Raw genomic sequence first — 19,902 nt, 5'->3', positions numbered from 1 at the left:
GACAACCCTGAAACACTCTTCAGAAAACATCCCCAAGGCCGATGGCTAGGCTGCATGCCGCTTTCTATCTCTGTCCATCGGTGCTTTCCCATGTTCAACAAACGCTTGAAGCAAGAGTTGTCGGCTCTTCGCGAAGAACTCTCCAGCCTTCAGCAAGTGAAGGAAAGTCTGGAAAGCGAGATGCTGGTCCTGACCCTGGATCCCGACGGGCGGATTCAATCGGTCAATCAGAATTTTCTCAGCGAGATGCTCTACAAGAGCCACGACCTGATCGATCGTCCTATCGAAGACATCGTTCCGGTTCACGTGAAGTCCGACGAATTCCATCACCGCTTCAAGGCTGCGCTGACCCGAGGCGAGCACTTTGCCGGTGCGGTGCGCTTGTTGCGTGGCGATGGCCAAGAGGCCTGGTTGCGTTCGATTGTGCAGCCGGTGCGCTCCGGGGACGGGCGGATCAAGCATTTCTCGATTTACTCCAGTGACCTGACCCGCACCATCGAGGCATCCCGTGAACACGAGAACCTGATCGGCGCGCTGGTGCGCTCGACGGCGGTGATCGAGTTCGACCTCGCTGGCAACGTGTTGTCGGCCAACGACCGCTTCCTCAACGGCATGGGTTACAGCCTCGCGCAGATCAAAGGCAAACATCACCGTCTCTTCTGTGAAGCGCAGGAGCACACCAGTGCCGAGTATCAGGACTTCTGGCGTCGCCTGAATTCCGGGGAATTCGTGGCCGGCCGCTTCAAACGCATCGACAGCCACGGGCGTACTGTCTGGCTGGAGGCGTCCTACAACCCGGTGGTCGACGCCAATAACAAACTCTACAAAGTGGTGAAGTTCGCCACGGTGATTACCGATCAGGTCAATCAGGAGCTGGCCGTCGCTGAAGCGGCGAACATTGCCTACGGCACCTCGCAGCAAACCGATCAAAGCGCCCAGCGCGGCACGGCCGTAGTGACGCAAGCGGTGAACGTGATGCGCGACCTGGCCAAGCACATGCAAACGGCCGGCGAGGGCATCGAGGCTTTGAACGAGCAGTCGCTGGTGATCGGCACCATCGTCAAAACCATCAGCGGCATCGCCGAACAGACCAACCTGCTGGCACTCAACGCGGCGATCGAAGCGGCCCGTGCCGGTGAGCAGGGTCGTGGTTTTGCCGTGGTCGCGGACGAGGTCCGGCAATTGGCTTCGCGCACCAGTCAGGCCACCGATGAAATTGTCCTGGTGGTGCGTCAGAACCAGGACATGGCGCGTAATGCGGTGTCGCTGATGACCGACGGCAAAACTCAGGCAGAGCAGGGGCTGGCGCTGGCGGCAGAGGCGGGCACGGTGATTGTCGAGATTCAGGACGGCGCGCAGAAAGTGGTGAACGCGGTCGGGCAGTTTGCCAACCAGCTAACGACTTGATGCCTGCGAACCGGGCGGATATCGCTACAATCGGCTCTTTTCCCAGGAGCAGATCCAATGAGCGCTTCCCATCGCCGTCCGGTTCCCTTGTCCAAGGCTTATCGCCTGCTCAACCATGGGCCGACCGTGCTGGTCAGTGCGGCCCATGACGGGCAGCGCAACATCATGGCGGCGGCCTGGGCCATGCCACTGGATTTCGAACCGCCGAAAATTGCCGTGGTGCTGGACAAGTCCACCTGGACCCGGCACCTGCTGGAAGCGTCGGGCACATTCGTTTTGAACGTACCCTGTGCTGCCCAGGCCGATATCGCGCAAACCGTCGGCTCGACCTCGGGCCTGGAGCTGACTCAAGGCCAGGGTCGGGACAAGTTCCAGACCTATGGCTTGCAGACCTTCAGCGGCGAGTTGATCGATGCGCCGATGCTCGAAGGTTGCGTGGCCTGGCTGGAATGCCGGTTGCTGCCGGAACCGAACAACCACCAACAATACGATCTGTTCCTGGCCGAAGTGATTGCGGCCCAGGCGGACGAGCGCGTGTTCAGCGACGGACGCTGGCATTTCGAGGGGCACGATGCGTTGCGCACCTTGCACCACGTGGCGGGCGGGCATTTCCTGACCATCGGTGATCCGGTGGACGGCAAAGCCTTGCAGCCGTAAGGCTTCAGACCCAGAGGTCATTCTCCGCCGTGCGCTCGCCACCCTTATTGCCGGTGTTCAACACGCCCCGGGGTTCGATCAGCAGGAGTTTCACCTCTTGCTCGGCGAACGGCTTGTGCTCGATGCCCTTGGACACCACGTACATTTCGCCGGCGTTCACCAGCACGTGACCATCACGAAAATCGATGCGCAACTGGCCTTCGAGCACGATGAAGGCTTCGTCGGTATCGAGGTGGTCGTGCCAGATGAAATCCCCCAGCAACTTCACCACCTTGAACTGGTAGTCGTTCATTTCGGCAATGACGCGCGGTGTCCAGTGCGAGTCGATTCGTGAGATTTTTTCGGCGAAGTTCAGGCTTTCGTAAGCTTTCATGAAGCAGCTCTCGTGGTTGATCGTAGAACCACGGTAACCAGCGCAACGGCGCGCTTCTTGTACGATTGTGCGTGGCTCAGCGCCGGTGCATTTTCATCCAGCGCGCCGGTGACAAGCCGTAGGTTTTGCTGAACTGGCGGGTCATGTGGCTCTGATCGGTGAAGCCGGCGATCAGCGCGGCACTGACCAGCGACTGGCCCTGAATCAGCAGCGAACGGACCAGGTCCAGGCGACGCATGGTCAGGTATCGATAAGGGCTGGTGCCGAACAACAGGCGAAAGTCCCGTGACAGGCTCCAACGATCCCGACCGCTGTGGTGCGCCAGTTCTTCCAGGGTCACGGTGCGATCCAGGGCGCTGTGCATGTACTCTCGCGCGCGTTCCGCTGCCACATAGTCGAAGCTTGGGCGCGTGGTGGTCACTCCGCCGACAGTGTTCAAGGCTTGCGCCAGATCGAACAGCGCGTCCTGTTCTTCCAGCGGATCGAGCGGGCAATCGAGACTGCGCAGCAGCACTTGGGTGGCGGCGAACAGGCGTGGGTCGGTCGACAGCCCGTTCTTGATGAACGGCAGCGGCTGACCGCCAAGCATCTGCTGGATCAGCGCCGGTTCGATGTACATCATCCGGTAGTGGAACCCGCTCTCGGTCCCGGCCTCGCCATCGTGGACTTCGTCCGGGTGCAGCACCATCGTCCCGCCGGGCAGGCTGTGGCGCCAGGCGCCGCGGTACTGGTAACTCTGCACGCCGGCCAGGGTGTGACCGATGGCGTAGGTGTCGTGGCGGTGCAAGTCGTAGCCGTGACCTGCAAAAAACGCTTCGAAACGCTGCAGGCCGGAAACGTCGGGTGCGCGGTGGAACCAGTCATTGCGAGGCGGGTGTCGGGCCATGGTGATCGTTATCTTGAGCTTGATGCAGAACACGTTAGCTCAGTGACCGGTCGTCTGTCTGCTGGCGGATGGAAGGTCTCGCGCGAGTAGAAAACCGAGTGCAAATGTTGCAATGTGTTGCGCATCCTCTGCAGCCAAGAAGGCGACCCCCATTATGGAAATATCCCACCTGAGCTACGCCGCTCCGTTGTTGTCGCTGGCGCTGTTGTGGACGGTTGCGGTGGTGACGCCGGGGCCGAACTTCTTCAACATCGCGCAACTGGCAGCCAGTCAATCCAAACGTCACGGCGTGGTGGCTGCGCTGGGCGTGGCCACCGGCACGGTGCTCTGGGGGCTGGCGGGCGGGTTGGGCATCAAGTCGCTGTTCAGCGCGGCACCGACGCTTTACCTGAGCTTCAAGATTGCCGGTGGTTGTTACCTGATCTACCTCGGCTTGAAGCAGTTCAAGCGCAAACCGCCGGTTGCTGCGGGCGACAGCCGCTTGATTGACGGCGCGAGGCGCACATTGTGGTCGGTGTATGGCCAGGGTTTTCTGGGCAACATGACCAACCCAAAATCCGCACTGTTCGTGGCGACGATCTTCGCGACCGCCATGCCCGCGACGGTGCCCCCGACATTGCTGGCGCTGGCCGTATTGACCATGGCGACGTTGTCGTTCAGTTGGTATTGCAGCGTGGCGCTGGTTTTCTCCAGCCGTCGGATGGCGCGGGTGTACGACCGTTCGCGCCAATGGCTGGATCGCTTTGCCGGCAGTTGCTACCTGTTGTTCGGTGCGCATCTGGTGGCCAGTCGCTAAGGAGTTCTGAATGAGCAAACTGCGGGTAGGCATTATTTTTGGCGGCCGTTCGGCGGAGCACGAAGTGTCGCTGCAATCGGCGAAAAACATCGTCGACGCACTGGATCGTTCGCGCTTCGATCCGGTGCTGATCGGTATCGATAAACAGGGTCATTGGCACTTGAACGACCCGTCGAATTTCCTGCTCAACCAGGAAAACCCGGCGCTGATCGCCCTCAACCAATCCAACCGCGAACTCGCCGTGGTGCCGGGCAAAACCCGTCAGCAATTGGTGGAGACTTCCAGTCAGGAGCTGTTGGGCCACGTTGATGTGATCTTCCCGATCGTCCACGGCACGCTGGGTGAAGACGGTTGCCTGCAAGGGTTGCTGCGCATGGCCGATCTGCCGTTTGTCGGCTCCGATGTGCTGGGCTCTGCGGTGTGCATGGACAAGGACATCAGCAAACGCCTGCTGCGCGATGCCGGGTTGGCGGTGACGCCGTTCGTGACCCTGACCCGCGCAACCGCCAAGCGCACCGGGTTCGCCGAGGTCCGGGGCAAACTCGGGCTGCCGCTGTTCGTCAAACCGGCGAATCAGGGCTCTTCGGTGGGTGTGAGCAAGGTCAACGATGAGGCCGAGTACACGGCAGCGATCGAATTGGCCTTGGGTTTCGATGAGAAAGTGCTGGTCGAATCAGCCGTCAGCGGTCGGGAGATCGAATGCGCGGTGCTCGGCAACGAAGACGCTATCGCCAGTGGCTGTGGCGAAATCGTCGTGCGCAGCGGGTTTTATTCCTACGACAGCAAGTACATCGACGCACAGGCCGCGCAAGTGGTGGTTCCGGCTGACATCAGTACCGAAGCCAGCGAACGCATTCGGGCCCTGGCCGTCGAGGCGTTTCAGGTGCTCGGCTGCTCCGGGCTGGCGCGGGTCGATGTGTTCCTGACGGAGAGCGGTGAAGTGCTGATCAACGAGATCAACTCGCTGCCCGGTTTCACCCGCATCAGCATGTACCCCAAGTTGTGGCAGGCCACGGGCATGACGTACAGCGAGCTGGTCAGTCGTCTGATCGAGCTGGCGTTGGAAAAGCACAGGGCGCGGCAGGTGTTGAAGATTTCTCGTTAGTTTGCGTGCGATTGTTCAGGCTCAGCCTCTCAAACGACGTATTTCCCTGTAGGAGCTGGCTTGCCAGCGAAGATCGTCAACGATAACGCGTGCTATCTGAATGACCGCGTTCTCCAGACGTTTTTCGCGAGCAAGCCCGCTCCTGCAACGGATTCAGGAGCATCCGGCTTTCAGCACTGCGCAGGACTCAATCCCCCAACGCTTCCCCCTCACGCCTTGGATCTGCTCCACCCGCCAGAGACGCTTTCCCCTGTGCATCCCTGACCCGGAGAATCGCCTGCGTCCCGCTGGTCATGTCGATCTCGCTCACGTTGTGCCCCTTGTCCTTCAGCGCCTGAATCAGCTCAGCGCTGAACTGCCCGCGTTCCAGTTCGGTCGGGCCGTTGCGGCTGCCGAAGTTGGGCAGGTTGATGGCGGTTTGCGGGTCGAGGTTCCAGTCGAGCAGGCCCAGGGTAGATTTGGCCACGTACTCGATGATTTGCGAGCCGCCGGGAGAGCCGATGGTGGCGAGGAATTCACCGCTCTGGCGGTCGAAGATCAGGGTCGGCGCCATGGAGGAGCGCGGGCGTTTGCCGGGTTCGACGCGGTTGGCGACCTTTTGCCCGTTTTCTTCGGGGATGAACGAGAAGTCGGTCATCTGGTTGTTGAGCAGAAAGCCCTGGACCATCAGGTGTGAGCCGAACGCGGATTCGACCGTGGTGGTCATCGATACCGCACCACCCAGGTCATCGACCGCCACCACCTGAGAGGTGGAAATGCGCAGTGGCGAACGGTCCGGCGCGTAGGCGACCTGAATGCCCGGCGGGGTGCCGGGTTTGGCCGTGCCCATGCTGCGATCACCGATCAGGGCGGCGCGGCTGGCCAGATAGGTCGGGTCCACCAGGCCTTTGACCGGGACGGGCACGAAGTCGCTGTCGGCGACGTACTGTGCACGGTCGGCGTAGGCGAGGCGCTCGGCTTCGGAGATCAGGTGCACGGCTTCAGGGGCCGGTTCGATGCCGGCGGGTTGGGTGCTTTTGACTGGCTTCAGTGGCGCCAGGGCATAGCGCGGGTCGCGGGCTTCCAGCGCCTGCAAGGTGCCGAGAATCTGCGCCACGGCGATTCCGCCCGACGACGGTGGCGGCATGCCGCAGACTTGCCAACGTTTGTAATCGGTGCACAGCGGCGCGCGTTCCTTGGCGGTGTAACCGTTGAGGTCGTTCAGCGACAGCGTGCCGGGGTTGGCGTGGCCTTGAACCTTGGCGACGATTTCCTGTGCGATGGGGCCTTTGTACAGCGCATCGGGACCTTCCTTGGCGATGCGTTTGAACACGGCGGCCAGTGCCGGATTTTTCAGTGAGGTGCCGACGGCTTTCGGGCTGCCATCCGCGTTCAGGAAGTACGCCATCATGTCCGGCGAGCGCTGCATGGACGAATCCGAAGCAATCAACTGATGCAGGCGCGGCGAGATGGCGAAGCCTTGTTCCGCGAGTTTGATCGCCGGCTCGAACAGCTGCGCCCAGGGCAGGCGACCGTGTTTTTGATGGGCCAGTTCCAGCGCCCGCAACACGCCCGGCGTGCCGACCGAACGACCGCCAATCTGCGCCTGAGTGAACGGCATCGGTTTGCCGTCGGCCTGCAGGAATAGCTTCTCGGTGGCGCCGGCCGGTGCGGTTTCGCGACCGTCGTACGTGCGCACGGCTTTGCCATCCCACAACACAATCAACGCGCCACCACCGATCCCCGACGATTGCGGCTCGACCAGCGTCAGCACTGCTTGCATGGCGATGGCGGCATCAATCGCCGAACCGCCCTGACGCAGCATCGCCCGTCCGGCTTCGGCGGCGAGTGGGTTGGCTGCTGCTGCCATGTGTTTCGAGGCGTGGCGGGTTTGCAGGTCGGTGCGATAGCCCGATGCGGTTTCCGGTGCGACCGGTAAGGTCGAGGAGGGCGGGGCACTGCACGCCGCGAGGATTAATGCACTGGCAATCAGCGAAAGGGCTGACAGGCGATAGCGGCTCAAATGAAGGGTTGAGAACACGCGGGGGCACTCCGTCCGTGGGAAAAGTTCAGGGGACTTTATCGGCCGACAGGAAGCGACGCAAACCACAGGACGTTTTGTCCTTCATCCATTGACGGATTTTCTGTAGGGTCGAGGGCAACAGGCAGGCCAGAAAACAAACAAGAGGCAGACATGCAGACCGACTTTCCCACCCAGCCCGGCTATCGCATCCAGCGTGAACAGTTTCTGGCCGCAGCGACCACGGCCGGCGCGACGCTGACTGAGTACCCGCACCCGCTCAAAGGGCCGTTCGGTGAGCCGTTGAGCACCGATGTGGCGGTACTCGGTGATCCGGGCGCCAAGCGCTTGCTGGTCGCGTTGAGCGGCACTCACGGGGTCGAAGGTTTCTATGGCTCGGGCTGTCAGATCAAATGGATGCAGGAGTTGGGCAAGCGTTCACTGCCGGCCGATGTCGCCGTGGTGTTCGTTCATCTGATCAATCCCTGGGGCACGGCGTGGCTGCGCCGGGTCAACGAAGACAACATCGACCTGAACCGCAATCACCTGAATTTTGAACATCCACTGCCGGACAACCGGGCCTACGCCGCGCTGCATGAAATCTATGCCTGCACTGAGTTGGCAGGCCCCGAGCGTGATCGCGCCGATGCGCTGCTCAACCAGCAGATCCACGATCACGGCTGGCCGGCGGTGATGTCGATTGTCGAGGGCGGCCAGCACAGTCATCCCGATGGTCTGTTCTATGGCGGGCGAGCACCGGCCTGGTCGAACCGTACGTTGCACCAGATCCTGCAAAAGCATGTCGCCCACGCCGAGGTCGCGATGTGCTTTGACCTGCACACCGGCGCCGGGGAGTACGGCCATCCGATGTTGCTGACCATCACCGAGTCGGCTTACCCGGCGTTGCCCGAGGCGCAGGCTATTTACGGGCCATGGCTCTACACGCTGCTGACCGGTGCCGATACGCTGAGCGAAACCGGCGTGGCCGCGACGGCAACCGGCTACACCTCGCAGGCGCTGATCGATGCGTTGCCGCAGGTGCGCCTGATGCCCTTCGTGATTGAGTGCGGGACGTATCCGGGGGCCGAGGTTCATCGTCATCTGCGTGACGATCATTGGCTGCATCTGCACGGCAATCCCGGCGATGCCGTGGGGCGCGAGATCAAACTGAATCTGCTGGAACAGTTCTATCCTGCCGACAGCGACTGGCAGGCGATGGTCTGGTTGCGTACGTGGCAGATATGGGAGCGGGCGTTGTCGGCGCTGGCGGCAATGCGTTCCTGACAGGCGTTGTGGTCCGGTTCAGGTTTTGTGGAGCCTGTCAGGCCGCCATCGCCGGCAAGCCGGCTCCTACAGGTTTTGTGTCGGGCAAAGAGTTCGCGCACGACACATGCCCGTGTATGTGTTGGCCAAAGAATCCGTGCACTTTTCTCCGGGCATAAAAAAACGGCCTACCTTTCGGTAAGCCGTTTTTAGTACTTGGTGGCTACACAGGGACTTGAACCCCGGACCCCAGCATTATGAATGCTATGCTCTAACCAACTGAGCTATGTAGCCAAGTGGCGCGCATTATTCACCGGTAATGCAGATGCGTCAAGCGTAAATCTAAAATATTTCTCTACGCTTTCAACCGCTTATCCACTTGAGCCGAAAAACCGGACCGGGGGAGGGCGTCAACCGAGCTGGAATCTCCCGGTATTGGCACTCAGGGCCTTGCTGCCCTGGCTCAAGGTGTCCGCCGCCAGGTTCACCGCCCGCGCGCCTTCGAGCAAGCGGACAGCCGCCTGATCGACCTGCTGGATGTTGCCGCTGACTTCGTCGGCAGTGGTTGCTTGCTCGTCGACCGCCGTGGCAATTTGCGCCAACGTGTCGGTGACACTCTGCACGGCACTGGCGATTTCCCCCAGTCGTTCGCCGAGGCCAGTGACTGCTTGCGCATCGGATTGCGCCTGGCCACAGGCGGCTTCCATCAGGCTCACGGCTTCGTTCACCGTGTTGCGCAGGCTGTCGACGGTGCCGGCGATCTGCGCAGTGGACGATTGGGTGCGCTGCGAGAGGCTGCGCACTTCATCGGCCACCACCGCAAAGCCACGGCCCTGTTCACCGGCACGCGCGGCCTCGATAGCGGCGTTGAGCGCCAACAGGTTGGTCTGCTCGGCGACGCCGCGAATGGTGTCGACCACCAACTGAATCTGCTGCCCTTGTTCGCTGACCCGTCCGAGTGCGGCCGCCGTGTCGTTCAAACGCTGGTTGAGCTGCTGGATGCTCGCCGTTGTGCGCTGGCTGTCACGGCTACTGTCGGCAGCAATGCGCTGGGTATGCTGAGCGCTGCCGGAGGCCTGTTCGCAACTCTGGGCAACCCCTTGGGAAGTGGCGGCCAATTGCGTTGCCGCTGCCGCGATCTGACTGATCTGCAACTGCTGCGCTTCAACCTCGCCCAAGGCGCCACTGGAATGGTGATTGAGCGTGCGCACCGCGTTACTCAGCTGCAAAGTTTCGTGATCGACCCCCAACAGACTATTGCGCAGTTGCACCACCGCAACGTTGAGCGCGGTGCTGATCGCCGCCAGTTCGTCGCGGCCTTCAACCGGCACTTGCAGGCTCAGATTGCCGTCGCGCAAGGCTTCGGCCAGCAGCGTGATGCCGCTGGCGCTGCGGCGGATCGAAGCCTGCAAGCAGATGAACAGGTACAACGCGGCCAGCAGCAGGCAACCAAAGATCACGGCCACCAGAATGAACTGGCGGATCGCCGAGCCATGGTAGTAATCCAGACGCTGATCCAGCGAGACCAGCGACTGCTGGCGTAGCGAAGCGAGGTCGGTGAGCAGGCTGTCCAGGCTGCGTTCGAACTCCTCGGGTTTGAGTTTGATGCTGCCGCCAAACACGCCGTCATCGAGGACTTTCAGCTCGGCGTCGAGGTGTTTGAGGTTGTCATGGTACTGCCCGGCCCACGCCTGCAAGGCACTGGGCAGGCGCGCTTCCAGCAGGCCAGCGGTTTTGACAAGCTGCTCGCGGGCGTCGCCGATGCGGCTACGCAGGTCGCGCAATTGCAGGCGGCTTTGCAGGGTGAATTGCCCGGACACCACCGACGCCTGGCCGACGCTGGCCAGACGGCCGACGCGCTCGATCAGGTCCGGCGCGTGTTGCGTCGAGATCTGCGTCAGCAGGTAGGTTTCCAGCCACGGTGCGAGGGTCAGGCGATTGTCCATGGCGATCTGCTCGCGCAGGGCCTGCAGGGCACTCAAGGCGTTGGTGAAACGGTCGTAACCGTCCGGCCACCAGCCGACGCTGCTCAGGCTTTTCGAATCGAGGCCGTTGAGCGCGGTTTGCAGCGCCTGGTAGCGAGTGAGGGTTTCGCCCTCGGCGCCTTCGGTTTGCAGCGCGTTGCCAAGGTCCGTGGTGGCTTGCGCAACCGCCGGCTGAACGGCATCGAACGCCGCCATCGCGGCGAGGGTGGCCGGTGTCGGTTGGCGATTGGTCTCGGTGGCACGCCAGCGCGCGGCGCGATCACGCTGGGCGGCGAGCAGGTTATCCAGCGCATCCAGCGCGAGCAGTTGCCGAACCCCGGCACGTTCGCCGGAAATCAGGTTCAGTTTGGCGCGATAGTCCTGGCCGATCATCAGCAGGCTACCCGCCAGTGGCAGGATAAACAGCAGAAACAACAACTGAAATTTACGGGCGAAGCCGAATCGCCCCAGCAACCCGATCCCCGGAGATAAAAAAGCCTGCATGCCCCATGACTCCTCTGGACACCACGCACCAATGGCGTGCGTCGAGGTCGTTGCGACCGCGACTCGTGCCCTTTTTAAAGGCCTCGAAAGTTCACCCTCGCCAGCTCTGTAGGCCGACTCTGTAGCGAAACTTCCCATTCTCGGTGCCCTTTGTAAGGGCGCCGCGTTGAAGCGGATAACAAGGCAAGATTCAGACCATGGCGTTGCGCTATTACTTGCGGAAATTAGTTCGTTAGCTGGCTAAGGGGATGGCGCTGCTGCCCTGAAAAATGGCACATTGACGCACCTGCCCGTGTGCACCCATCTGTTGTACGGAAACTCCCATGGCTATCAGCAATGCCCAGACCGGCGCGACGCCGGCATCCGCGACGTCACAAAGCAGCCCTCTGGTCATGCGCATCATCGGTGCCGTGGCGCTGGCGCATTTGATCAACGACCTGATTCAGTCGGTGCTGCCGTCGATCTACCCGATGCTCAAGGCCAACTACGGCCTGACCTTCACCCAGGTCGGCCTGATCACCCTGACCTTTCAACTGACAGCCTCGCTGTTGCAACCATGGGTCGGTTACCACACCGATCGTCATCCCAAGCCCTGGCTGCTTCCGGCCGGTACGGTGTGTACGTTGATTGGTATTTTGATGATGTCGGTGGTCGGCAGCTTTCCGATGATCCTGCTGGCGGCAGGGCTGATCGGTATTGGTTCCTCGACCTTTCACCCGGAAGCCTCCCGTGTGGCGCGACTGGCTTCGGGCGGGCGCTTCGGTCTGGCGCAATCGACGTTCCAGGTGGGCGGTAACGCGGGTTCGGCCTTTGGCCCATTGCTGGCGGCGGCGATCATCATTCCGTTCGGCCAGGGCCATGTGGCGTGGTTCGGCTTGTTCGCGTTGTTTGCGCTGTTCGTGCTCTACCGGATCAGCCGTTGGTACGCCAATCACTTGAACCTGTTCAAGCTCAAGCAAGGTCAGGCGGCCACTCATGGCTTGTCGAAGGGCAGGGTCACCAGTGCGCTGGTGGTGCTTGGGCTGCTGGTGTTCTCCAAGTATTTCTACATGGCCAGTCTGACCAGTTACTTCACCTTTTACCTGATCGAGAAATTCGACCTCTCGGTGGCCAGTTCGCAGCTGCATTTGTTCCTGTTTCTGGGGGCGGTGGCGGCGGGGACTTTCTTCGGCGGGCCGATTGGCGACAAGATCGGGCGTAAGGCGGTGATCTGGTTTTCGATCCTTGGGGTTGCGCCGTTCACCCTGATCCTGCCGCATGTTGATTTGTTCTGGACCAGCATTCTGAGCGTGGTGATTGGCTTCATCCTGGCCTCGGCATTCTCGGCCATTGTGGTTTATGCACAGGAATTGGTGCCGGGTAATGTCGGGATGATTGCCGGGGTGTTCTTCGGGCTGATGTTCGGTTTCGGCGGGATTGGCGCGGCGTTGCTGGGGCATCTGGCGGACGTGCACGGCATCGAATACGTGTACTTCCTGTGCTCGTTCCTGCCGTTGTTGGGCGTGTTGGCGATCTTCCTGCCAAGAACCAAAAAGGCCTGATCTATACATTTCTTCTGTAGGAGCCGGCTTGCTGGCGATGAACGATCACGCGGACTGGCTGGTTAGCCGCGGTGTCTGGATCGTCGGAACGCCGCCCGCAGCAAGCCGGCTCCTACAGGATTGCGGTGAACGAGATTTCAGGCACAAAAAAGCCGCGTATCAAACGCGGCTTTTTCTTGGGCGGGTGCTTCGTCCTGAAAACTTAGACGTTGAAACGGAAGTGCATCACGTCGCCGTCTTTAACGATGTAGTCCTTGCCTTCCAGACGCCATTTACCGGCTTCTTTGGTGCCGGCTTCGCCCTTGTACTGGATGAAGTCGTCGTAGGCGATGACTTCAGCGCGGATGAAGCCTTTTTCGAAGTCGGTGTGGATCACGCCAGCGGCTTGCGGTGCGGTGGCACCAACGCGGACGGTCCAGGCGCGGACTTCTTCGACACCGGCGGTGAAGTAGGTCTGCAGGTGCAGCATTTCGTAGCCGGCGCGGATCACGCGGTTCAGGCCAGGCTCTTCGAGGCCAAGGGCTTCGAGGAACATGTCTTTCTCTTCGCCGTCATCCAGTTCGGCGATTTCCGCTTCGATCTTGTTGCACACCGGAACAACCACGGCGCCTTCTTCTTCGGCGATGGCGCGGACCACGTCCAGGTGCGGGTTGTTTTCGAAACCGTCTTCAGCGACGTTAGCGATGTACATGACCGGTTTGGTGGTCAGCAGGTGGAAGCCCTTGATCACTGCTTTCTCGTCGGTGCCCATGCTCTTCATCAGGCTGCGTGCCGGCTTGCCTTCGGTGAAGTGAGCGATCAGTTGCTCCAGCAGGCCTTTCTGGACCACTGCGTCCTTGTCACCGCCCTTGGCGTTGCGTGCGACTTTCTGCAGTTGCTTCTCGCAGCTGTCGAGGTCGGCGAAGATCAGTTCCAGGTCGATGATTTCGATGTCGCGTTTCGGGTCGACGCTGTTGGAGACGTGAATCACGTTCTCGTCTTCGAAGCAGCGGACCACGTGGGCGATGGCATCGGTTTCACGGATGTTGGCCAGGAACTTGTTGCCCAGGCCTTCACCTTTCGAGGCGCCGGCAACGAGGCCCGCGATGTCGACGAATTCCATGGTGGTCGGCAGGATGCGCTTTGGTTTGACGATGGCCGCCAAGGCGTCCAGACGCGGATCCGGCATCGGCACGATACCGCTGTTCGGCTCGATGGTGCAGAAGGGGAAGTTCTCGGCCGCGATCCCGGATTTGGTCAGGGCGTTGAACAGGGTGGACTTACCGACGTTAGGCAGGCCGACGATGCCGCAATTGAATCCCATGGTGTTTTCCCCGAGGAGTAGAGTCAGGCCTTCTGGCTGTGCAGGTTTTTCATCGCGCGGTTCCATTCCCCGGCGAGGATATCCGGCAGCACGCCGAGGGCAAAGTCGATGCTGGCATCGAGTTTTTCCTGTTCGGCGCGTGGCGCACGACCCAGGACGAAATTTGAAACCATACTGGCTACGCCCGGATGGCCAATGCCAAGCCGCAAGCGGTAGAAGGTATTCTGATTGCCCAGTTGCGCGATGATGTCGCGCAACCCGTTGTGACCGCCATGGCCGCCGCCCTGTTTGAGTTTGGCAACGCCCGGTGGCAGGTCGAGTTCGTCATGCGCCACGAGGATTTCTTCAGGCTTGATGCGGAAGAAACCGGCGAGTGCCGCCACGGCCTGGCCGCTGCGGTTCATGTACGTGGTGGGAATCAGCAGACGAACATCCTGACCCTGGTGCGAATAGCGCCCGGTCAGGCCGAAATATTTGCGGTCCGCTACAAGGTTGACGCCTTGTGCGTTCGCGATGCGCTCAACAAAAAGGGCCCCTGCGTTATGCCGGGTCTGTTCGTATTCAGCGCCTGGATTTCCCAGGCCAACGATCAGTTTGATGGCAGTCACGATAGGGGCCCTTCTTTGGAGTGGTGGATAACATCGCCGCAATCCGGGTGTGCGGCGAAAGTGGACGACAAGTGCTCATTTACCATTATGTAAACTCCGCGTTCTCGCCCGCTTTCTCGCTACGTTCCAGTCCGCGATGTTACCGGGTCACTCCGGCATCACAGAGTGAATTACTCTGCAGCGCCTTCAGCAGCTTCTGGAGCAACACGTGGAGCGTGGACGTTGGCAACAGCCTTGTCATCGCCGTGTGCCAGAGCAACAAACTCAACGCCTTTAGGGGCTTTGAGGTCGGACAGGTGAATGATCGAACCGATTTCGGCGTTAGCCAGGTCGACTTCGATGAATTCAGGCAGGTCTTTTGGCAGGCAGGTCACTTCGATTTCAGCAACAACGTGCGAAATCTCGCCGCCTTTCTTCGCTGGTGCTTCTTCGTTGATGAAGTGCACTGGAACGATAGCGGTCAGCTTTTGGCCGGCAACTACGCGTACGAAGTCAGCGTGCATCACGTGGCCTTTGGCCGGGTGACGCTGCAGAGCTTTGATGATTACGTTTTGCTTGGTGCCACCAACGTTCAGCTCGATGATGTGGCTGTAAGCCGCTTCGTTTTCGAGCAGTTTGGCAACTTCTTTAGCCAGCATGCTGATGGATTCAGGGGCTTTTTCGCCACCGTAAACTACAGCTGGTACCAGGCTTGCGAGACGACGCAGGCGGCGGCTCGCACCTTTCCCCAGGTCGGAACGCACTTCAGCATTCAGAGTAAAATCGTTCATGTTGTATCTCCAAAATAACCACATTCGCCCCAGCGTTTGCGACCAGCGCTAAAGGCGATATGGGCAAAAAAGCCCCGCCCCGACAGGAATGCCGGGGCGGGGCGCTTTTCGTCAACGAGCTGTTCGAGAAGGGCAGGGCCCTTAACGGAACATCGCGCTGATCGATTCTTCATTGCTGATGCGGCGGACCGCTTCAGCAACAACCGGCGCGATATCCAGTTGACGGATACGCGAGCAGGCTTGAGCAGCTGCGGACAACGGGATGGTGTTAGTCACCACCAGTTCGTCCAGCATGGAATTTTCAATGTTTTCGATCGCCCGACCGGACAGCACAGGGTGTGTGCAGTAGGCGAAAACCTTGGCAGCGCCATGCTCTTTCAAAGCCTTTGCCGCGTGGCACAGAGTGCCGGCGGTATCGACCATGTCATCGACCAGAATACAGGTACGCCCTTCGACATCACCGATGATATGCATCACTTCAGAGTGATTGGCTTTCTCACGGCGTTTGTCGATGATCCCGAGATCCACGCCCAGGGATTTGGCAACAGCACGTGCACGCACGACGCCGCCAATGTCCGGGGACACGATCATCAGGTTTTCGAAGCGCTGATCTTCAATGTCATCCACCAGAACGGGGGAGCCGTAGATGTTATCTACCGGAATATCGAAGAAACCCTGGATTTGGTCAGCATGCAGATCAACCGTGAGAACACGGTCGATGCCGACTACGGTAAGCATGTCAGCAACGACTTTCGCGCTGATAGCCACACGTGCGGAACGCGGACGGCGATCCTGACGGGCATAACCAAAGTAAGGAATAACAGCAGTAATACGAGTAGCCGAGGAGCGGCGGAAGGCATCAGCCATCACTACCAGTTCCATCAGGTTATCGTTGGTCGGAGCGCAAGTCGGCTGAATAATGAAGACATCTTTACCGCGGACGTTTTCATTGATCTCGGCTGTAATCTCGCCGTCGGAAAACTTACCGACAGAGATGTCACCGAGAGGGATATGCAGCTGACGTACGACACGCCGAGCCAGATCGGGGTTAGCATTCCCCGTAAAGACCATCATCTTGGACACGCGCAGTACCTAGAGGCTGAGGGTAACCTGGATGAGTATAGAAAATGGCAGGGGCGGCTGGATTCGAACCAACGCATGGCAGGATCAAAACCTGCTGCCTTACCGCTTGGCGACGCCCCTGTATCTGTTGCAACGATTACCCAGTAATCGGTTCCTTTAGAGCAGACTTTGTAGCTTGCGATGCAACATCGAAACGTTGCTTCCCTTTGCTACAAACCCTGTAAGGGTCTCTGTAAGAAGGGCCGAGACTTTATCAGCTTCAGCTTTGCTTGGGAAGCCCCCAAACACACAACTTCCAGTTCCGGTGAGTTTTGCTTCGGTAAAATTACCTAACAAATTCAATGCGTTACGTACATCTGGATAACGCCTTGCTACCACCGGTAAGCAGTCATTTCGACTGTTTCCCTTGGGAACGGGGCGCACTTTAATGGGAGAAGAGTTACGTGTCAACAACGGATCTGAAAAAATTTCTGCTGTACTTACAGATACTTGCGGCACAAGCACGAGATACCACGGTTCTTCGGGGTCTACAGGGGTGAGTTTCTCTCCCACGCCCTCGGCGAAAGCCGCGTGGCCACGCACGAAAACCGGGACGTCGGCGCCCAGCGTCAAGCCCAGTGCGGCCAGTCGATCCTCATCCCAACCCAGTTGCCAGAGGTGATTGAGCCCAAGCAAAGTCGTCGCGGCATTTGAACTGCCGCCACCGATTCCACCACCCATGGGCAGGATTTTTTCGATCCAGATGTCGATGCCGAGCGAACAACCGGATTGCTCCTGAAGTTTTTTCGCGGCTCGAACAATCAGATTGCTGTCGTGCGGTACGCCGTCGAATTCGGTGTGCAGTTGAATCACGCCGTCGTCGCGCACGGCGAAAGTGATTTCATCGCCGTAGTCGAGAAACTGAAAAATCGTCTGCAACTCGTGGTAACCGTCTTCACGGCGACCGAGGATGTGCAGCATCAGATTGAGTTTGGCCGGGGAGGGCAGCGTCAAGCGTGGGGTCGTCATGTTCATTGCCCCAGTTTGCGCGGTTGCCATTCCTTGATCACCAGCGTGACATCAAGGTCGGTGCCATGCAGTTTGATCCGCTCGGGCAGCCAAAAGCCGTTTTGCTCGGCGTAACTCAGGTATTCGACTTGCCAGCCATCCTGTTCCAGATTGGCCAGGCGGCTATCGGTGTCCAGGGTCAGGCGGCTCTTGCTGTCCGGTGCCGGGAGTCCGCGGACCCACCACGCCAGATGGGACACCGGCAACTTCCAGCCGAGCTGTTCTTCGAGCAGCACTTCCGGCGTCGGCGCTTCATAGCGCCCCTGATTGGCGACTTCCAGCGAAACCTTTCCGGGGTGTCCGGTCAGGCGTGCGGCGCCGCGACCCAGAGGGCCGGAAAGGCGAATGTCGTAATAGGACTGGCGCTGCAACCAGAACAGCGTGCCGCTGCCCGAGTCTTTTGGCGCGCGAATGCCGATCTTGCCGTTGATCTGCCAGCCGTCGAGGCCGGTCAGTTGTTCTTTGTGAACGCGCCACAGGCCGGCGTCGCCCTGACCCTGTACCGATTCGCGGGCACCGAAGCCCGCGCAACCGGCGAGCAGGGCGATGAAACTGAAAACGATGAAGTGGCGCAAAAACATAAGCTTAAAGAGTCTCTGATCCGGTCAGGCGCTTGATGGTGCCGCGCAGGATTGGGCTGTCGGGTTGTTCCTTGAGGAACTTGCCCCAGATTTGTTTGGCTTCGCGTTGTTTGCCATTGGCCCACAGGACTTCGCCGAGGTGAGCGGCCACTTCCTGGTCGGGAAAGCGATCGAGCGCCTTGCGCAGCAGTTTTTCCGCTTCGTCGAGATTGCCCATGCGGAAATTCACCCAGCCGAGGCTGTCGAGTACCGCCGGATCTTCCGGATTGATCTGGTGTGCCTGTTCGATCAGGGCCTTGGCTTCGGCATAACGCGTCGTGCGGTCGGACAAGGTGTAGCCGAGGGCGTTCAGTGCCATGGCGTTGTCCGGGTCGCGCTTGATGATCAGCCGCAGGTCTTTTTCCATCTGCGCCAGGTCATTGCGTTTTTCCGCCTGCATGGCCCGGGTGTACAGCAGATTCAGATCGTCCGGGTATTGCTGCAAGGCTTTATGCAGAACATTCCAGGCCTTGTCCCCCTGTTTATTGGCGGACAGGGTTTCGGCTTCGATCAGATACAGCTGAATCGCGTAATCGGGTTGTTCGTCACGCTCGGCCGCCAGGCGGCTTTGCGCTTCGGCGGTCTTGCCGTTGTTCATCAGGATATCGGCCTGACGCAACTGTGCCGGCAGGTAGTCGTTGCCCGGGCCGACCTTGGCGTATTCGATCAGGGCGCCCTGGGGATCGTTGCGCTCTTCAGCGATACGGCCGAGGTTCAGGTGTGCCGAGTCGACATGGCTTTCACGGGCGATCAGGTCTTCCAGGTAGCCCTTGGCCTCGTCCCAGGCCTTGGCTTCCAGGCACACCAGCGCCAGGGAGTAACGCAATTCGTCGTCTTCGGGGTACTGCTGAACCAGGCTCGAAAACTCGACTTTGGCGTCGTCCATCCGGTCCTGTTCTACCAGCATGCGGGCATACGTCAGGCGCAGGCGTTTGTCGTCCGGGTATTTCTTGATGCTTTTTTGCAGCAGCGGCAACGCTTCATCACCACGATTGAGCGTTTGCAGCAGGCGTGCGCGCAGCAGAATCGGGGCTATTTCGCCGTCATCCGGCGGGTTGTCTTCCAGCAGTGTCAGTGCGCCTTTGCTGTCGCCGTCCTGTTGCATCAACAAGGCCTTGCCGAAAATCAGCTGGCTGTTGTTGGGATGACGCTGCAACAAACGGTCAAAACTTTTCATCAGGCCGTTGCGGGTTTCCTGATCGGTATCCGCGGCGGACAGCGCAAGGAAGTCGAAATGTGTGTCGCCCTTGCCTTGAAGGACTTTCTCCATATAGGCCATGGAGTCGTCATAACGCCCGGCGCGCGCCAGTTGCACGGCCGCGGCCCGTTGCGCCTCGAGGTCGTCCGGTGCGTTTTTCGCCCAGATCAGCGCAGTGTCCAGGGCAGCCTGATCGGCGCCCAGGTACTCGGCGATGCGAAACGCCCGTTCGGAGATGCCCGGATCCTGGGTGTTGATGGCCTGGGTCACGTAGTTGTCCAGCGCAATGTCGAAACGATTGCGTTGGCCAGCCAGTTCGGCGCTCAACAGGCTGAAGATGGTTTCTTCGCTGAACGAGCTGTAGACCTTGGGCTTTTCAGGGGCCGGAGTGCTGTCTTCGACCGGCGACGTACCGTCCGACGAAACGGGTGCCAAGGCCTGGCAGCCGCTGAGGAAGACAAAAGCGAGGAGCAACGCGGAAGATCTATTCATATAGGAAGAGGACGACTAACCTGCGGTCAGATCATCATGACACAAGCCTTCGGCCAAACATAACCGGCCGGGCAATTTACCCTTGCACGTACGGAACGTGTCGGACACCTCCCCTGTAGGAGCCGGCTTGCCGGCGATGGACTTGCAGGTGTCGCGTCTTTTCCAGAATAAATGCGTCATCATTCACGACCATCGCCGGCAAGCCGGCTCCTACAGGGTGGTGCGTGGATCAAAACTTGTGTAAACGAGAACTGCTCGCAAAGCCGGGCATCGGCTACCAGGTCAA

Annotated in this window: 17 protein-coding genes, 2 tRNA genes and 1 pseudogene; 7 read left to right on the top strand and 13 right to left on the bottom strand. The window is 59.9% G+C overall.

What is annotated here, in order from left to right; translation table 11 throughout:
• Positions 1-54: 54 nt before the first annotated feature.
• The 3 genes and pseudogenes from KGB27_RS31585 to KGB27_RS15495 all read left to right on the top strand — a co-directional run.
• A pseudogene (locus KGB27_RS31585) lies at positions 55-813 on the top strand (PAS domain-containing protein); the annotation flags it as partial.
• Complete coding sequence (locus KGB27_RS31580; RefSeq protein ID WP_411736705.1) at positions 799-1,407, top strand: methyl-accepting chemotaxis protein; 609 nt, start codon at positions 799-801, stop codon at positions 1,405-1,407. The pseudogene KGB27_RS31585 and the gene KGB27_RS31580, both read left to right, overlap by 15 nt.
• Positions 1,408-1,464: 57 nt before the next feature.
• Positions 1,465-2,064, top strand: coding sequence for a flavin reductase family protein (locus KGB27_RS15495; RefSeq protein ID WP_008025833.1), 600 nt, complete (start codon positions 1,465-1,467; stop codon positions 2,062-2,064).
• A gap of 4 nt (positions 2,065-2,068) precedes the next feature.
• Here KGB27_RS15495 and KGB27_RS15490 read toward each other — a convergent pair whose 3' ends face one another.
• Both KGB27_RS15490 and KGB27_RS15485 read right to left on the bottom strand, forming a co-directional pair.
• Positions 2,069-2,437 carry a cupin domain-containing protein gene (locus tag KGB27_RS15490; protein WP_223555189.1) on the bottom strand — a complete coding sequence of 123 codons (369 nt, stop codon included), beginning with the start codon at positions 2,435-2,437 and terminating at the stop codon, positions 2,069-2,071.
• Between the two features lie 76 nt (positions 2,438-2,513).
• Positions 2,514-3,323 carry an AraC family transcriptional regulator gene (locus KGB27_RS15485; RefSeq protein WP_223555199.1) on the bottom strand — a complete coding sequence of 270 codons (810 nt, stop codon included), beginning with the start codon at positions 3,321-3,323 and terminating at the stop codon, positions 2,514-2,516.
• A 154-nt stretch (positions 3,324-3,477) separates the two neighbouring features.
• On the opposite strand from KGB27_RS15485, the gene KGB27_RS15480 reads away from it, so the two are divergent.
• Positions 3,478-4,119 (top strand): LysE family translocator, encoded by a 642-nt coding sequence (locus KGB27_RS15480; protein ID WP_223555188.1) that lies wholly within the window; start codon positions 3,478-3,480, stop codon positions 4,117-4,119.
• A 10-nt stretch (positions 4,120-4,129) separates the two neighbouring features.
• A complete protein-coding gene (gene ddlA, locus KGB27_RS15475; protein WP_223555186.1) occupies positions 4,130-5,224 on the top strand; it encodes a D-alanine--D-alanine ligase in 1,095 nt (364 codons plus the stop codon).
• A gap of 187 nt (positions 5,225-5,411) precedes the next feature.
• On the opposite strand, the gene ggt is transcribed toward ddlA, so the two are convergent.
• Positions 5,412-7,244, bottom strand: coding sequence for a gamma-glutamyltransferase (gene ggt, locus KGB27_RS15470; protein ID WP_223555184.1), 1,833 nt, complete (start codon positions 7,242-7,244; stop codon positions 5,412-5,414).
• 153 nt (positions 7,245-7,397) lie between these two features.
• On the opposite strand from ggt, the gene KGB27_RS15465 reads away from it, so the two are divergent.
• Positions 7,398-8,507, top strand: coding sequence for a DUF2817 domain-containing protein (locus KGB27_RS15465; RefSeq protein WP_223555182.1), 1,110 nt, complete (start codon positions 7,398-7,400; stop codon positions 8,505-8,507).
• A 196-nt stretch (positions 8,508-8,703) separates the two neighbouring features.
• Here KGB27_RS15465 and KGB27_RS15460 read toward each other — a convergent pair.
• Both KGB27_RS15460 and KGB27_RS15455 read right to left on the bottom strand, forming a co-directional pair.
• Positions 8,704-8,780: transfer RNA gene (locus KGB27_RS15460), tRNA-Met, on the bottom strand.
• Between the two features lie 116 nt (positions 8,781-8,896).
• Positions 8,897-10,432 (bottom strand): methyl-accepting chemotaxis protein, encoded by a 1,536-nt coding sequence (locus KGB27_RS15455; RefSeq protein ID WP_411736704.1) that lies wholly within the window; start codon positions 10,430-10,432, stop codon positions 8,897-8,899.
• An 845-nt stretch (positions 10,433-11,277) separates the two neighbouring features.
• Between KGB27_RS15455 and KGB27_RS15450 the strand changes: the two genes are divergently transcribed.
• The gene (locus tag KGB27_RS15450; protein WP_008037203.1) at positions 11,278-12,495 is read left to right on the top strand and encodes an MFS transporter; all 1,218 of its coding nucleotides are present in this window, start codon (positions 11,278-11,280) and stop codon (positions 12,493-12,495) included.
• 202 nt (positions 12,496-12,697) lie between these two features.
• On the opposite strand, the gene ychF is transcribed toward KGB27_RS15450, so the two are convergent.
• The 8 genes from ychF to KGB27_RS15410 all read right to left on the bottom strand — a co-directional run bounded on the left by ychF (position 12,698) and on the right by KGB27_RS15410 (position 19,616).
• On the bottom strand, positions 12,698-13,798 hold the full coding sequence (ychF, locus tag KGB27_RS15445) for a redox-regulated ATPase YchF (RefSeq protein ID WP_207286086.1): 1,101 nt from the start codon (positions 13,796-13,798) through the stop codon (positions 12,698-12,700).
• Between the two features lie 23 nt (positions 13,799-13,821).
• On the bottom strand, positions 13,822-14,406 hold the full coding sequence (pth, locus tag KGB27_RS15440) for an aminoacyl-tRNA hydrolase (RefSeq protein WP_008037207.1): 585 nt from the start codon (positions 14,404-14,406) through the stop codon (positions 13,822-13,824).
• Between the two features lie 170 nt (positions 14,407-14,576).
• Positions 14,577-15,176, bottom strand: a complete 600-nt coding sequence (locus KGB27_RS15435; RefSeq protein ID WP_008025849.1) for a 50S ribosomal protein L25/general stress protein Ctc — start codon at positions 15,174-15,176, stop codon at positions 14,577-14,579.
• Between the two features lie 141 nt (positions 15,177-15,317).
• On the bottom strand, positions 15,318-16,259 hold the full coding sequence (locus tag KGB27_RS15430) for a ribose-phosphate pyrophosphokinase (protein ID WP_003208392.1): 942 nt from the start codon (positions 16,257-16,259) through the stop codon (positions 15,318-15,320).
• Positions 16,260-16,304: 45 nt separating this feature from the next.
• A tRNA-Gln gene (locus tag KGB27_RS15425) sits at positions 16,305-16,379 on the bottom strand.
• 36 nt (positions 16,380-16,415) lie between these two features.
• Positions 16,416-17,267 (bottom strand): 4-(cytidine 5'-diphospho)-2-C-methyl-D-erythritol kinase, encoded by an 852-nt coding sequence (gene ispE / locus KGB27_RS15420; protein ID WP_032828609.1) that lies wholly within the window; start codon positions 17,265-17,267, stop codon positions 16,416-16,418.
• Positions 17,268-17,269: 2 nt separating this feature from the next.
• Entirely contained in the window at positions 17,270-17,887 is a 618-nt protein-coding gene (gene lolB / locus KGB27_RS15415) for a lipoprotein insertase outer membrane protein LolB (protein ID WP_008025852.1), read from the bottom strand.
• 4 nt (positions 17,888-17,891) lie between these two features.
• Entirely contained in the window at positions 17,892-19,616 is a 1,725-nt protein-coding gene (locus tag KGB27_RS15410; RefSeq protein ID WP_008025853.1) for a tetratricopeptide repeat protein, read from the bottom strand.
• Positions 19,617-19,902 lie beyond the last annotated feature (286 nt).

It is taken from the genome of Pseudomonas sp. BF-R-01 (assembly GCF_019946615.1).
GTDB lineage: Bacteria > Pseudomonadota > Gammaproteobacteria > Pseudomonadales > Pseudomonadaceae > Aquipseudomonas > Aquipseudomonas migulae.
Note: the sequence above shows the minus strand (reverse complement) of the source record. Positions and strands in the feature narration are given on the sequence as shown.

Excerpts from the sequence above, each read along its gene's own strand:
- KGB27_RS15495 (WP_008025833.1), top strand. The coding sequence starts at position 1,465 with ATGAGCGCTTCCCATCGCCGTCCGGTTCCCTTGTCCAAGGCTTATCGC.
- KGB27_RS15490 (WP_223555189.1), bottom strand. The coding sequence starts at position 2,437 with ATGAAAGCTTACGAAAGCCTGAACTTCGCCGAAAAAATCTCACGAATC.
- KGB27_RS15485 (WP_223555199.1), bottom strand. The coding sequence starts at position 3,323 with ATGGCCCGACACCCGCCTCGCAATGACTGGTTCCACCGCGCACCCGAC.
- KGB27_RS15480 (WP_223555188.1), top strand. The coding sequence starts at position 3,478 with ATGGAAATATCCCACCTGAGCTACGCCGCTCCGTTGTTGTCGCTGGCG.
- ddlA (WP_223555186.1), top strand. The coding sequence starts at position 4,130 with ATGAGCAAACTGCGGGTAGGCATTATTTTTGGCGGCCGTTCGGCGGAG.
- KGB27_RS15465 (WP_223555182.1), top strand. The coding sequence starts at position 7,398 with ATGCAGACCGACTTTCCCACCCAGCCCGGCTATCGCATCCAGCGTGAA.
- KGB27_RS15455 (WP_411736704.1), bottom strand. The coding sequence starts at position 10,432 with ATGGACAATCGCCTGACCCTCGCACCGTGGCTGGAAACCTACCTGCTG.
- KGB27_RS15450 (WP_008037203.1), top strand. The coding sequence starts at position 11,278 with ATGGCTATCAGCAATGCCCAGACCGGCGCGACGCCGGCATCCGCGACG.
- ychF (WP_207286086.1), bottom strand. The coding sequence starts at position 13,798 with ATGGGATTCAATTGCGGCATCGTCGGCCTGCCTAACGTCGGTAAGTCC.
- KGB27_RS15435 (WP_008025849.1), bottom strand. The coding sequence starts at position 15,176 with ATGAACGATTTTACTCTGAATGCTGAAGTGCGTTCCGACCTGGGGAAA.
- ispE (WP_032828609.1), bottom strand. The coding sequence starts at position 17,267 with ATGACGACCCCACGCTTGACGCTGCCCTCCCCGGCCAAACTCAATCTG.
- lolB (WP_008025852.1), bottom strand. The coding sequence starts at position 17,887 with ATGTTTTTGCGCCACTTCATCGTTTTCAGTTTCATCGCCCTGCTCGCC.
- KGB27_RS15410 (WP_008025853.1), bottom strand. The coding sequence starts at position 19,616 with ATGAATAGATCTTCCGCGTTGCTCCTCGCTTTTGTCTTCCTCAGCGGC.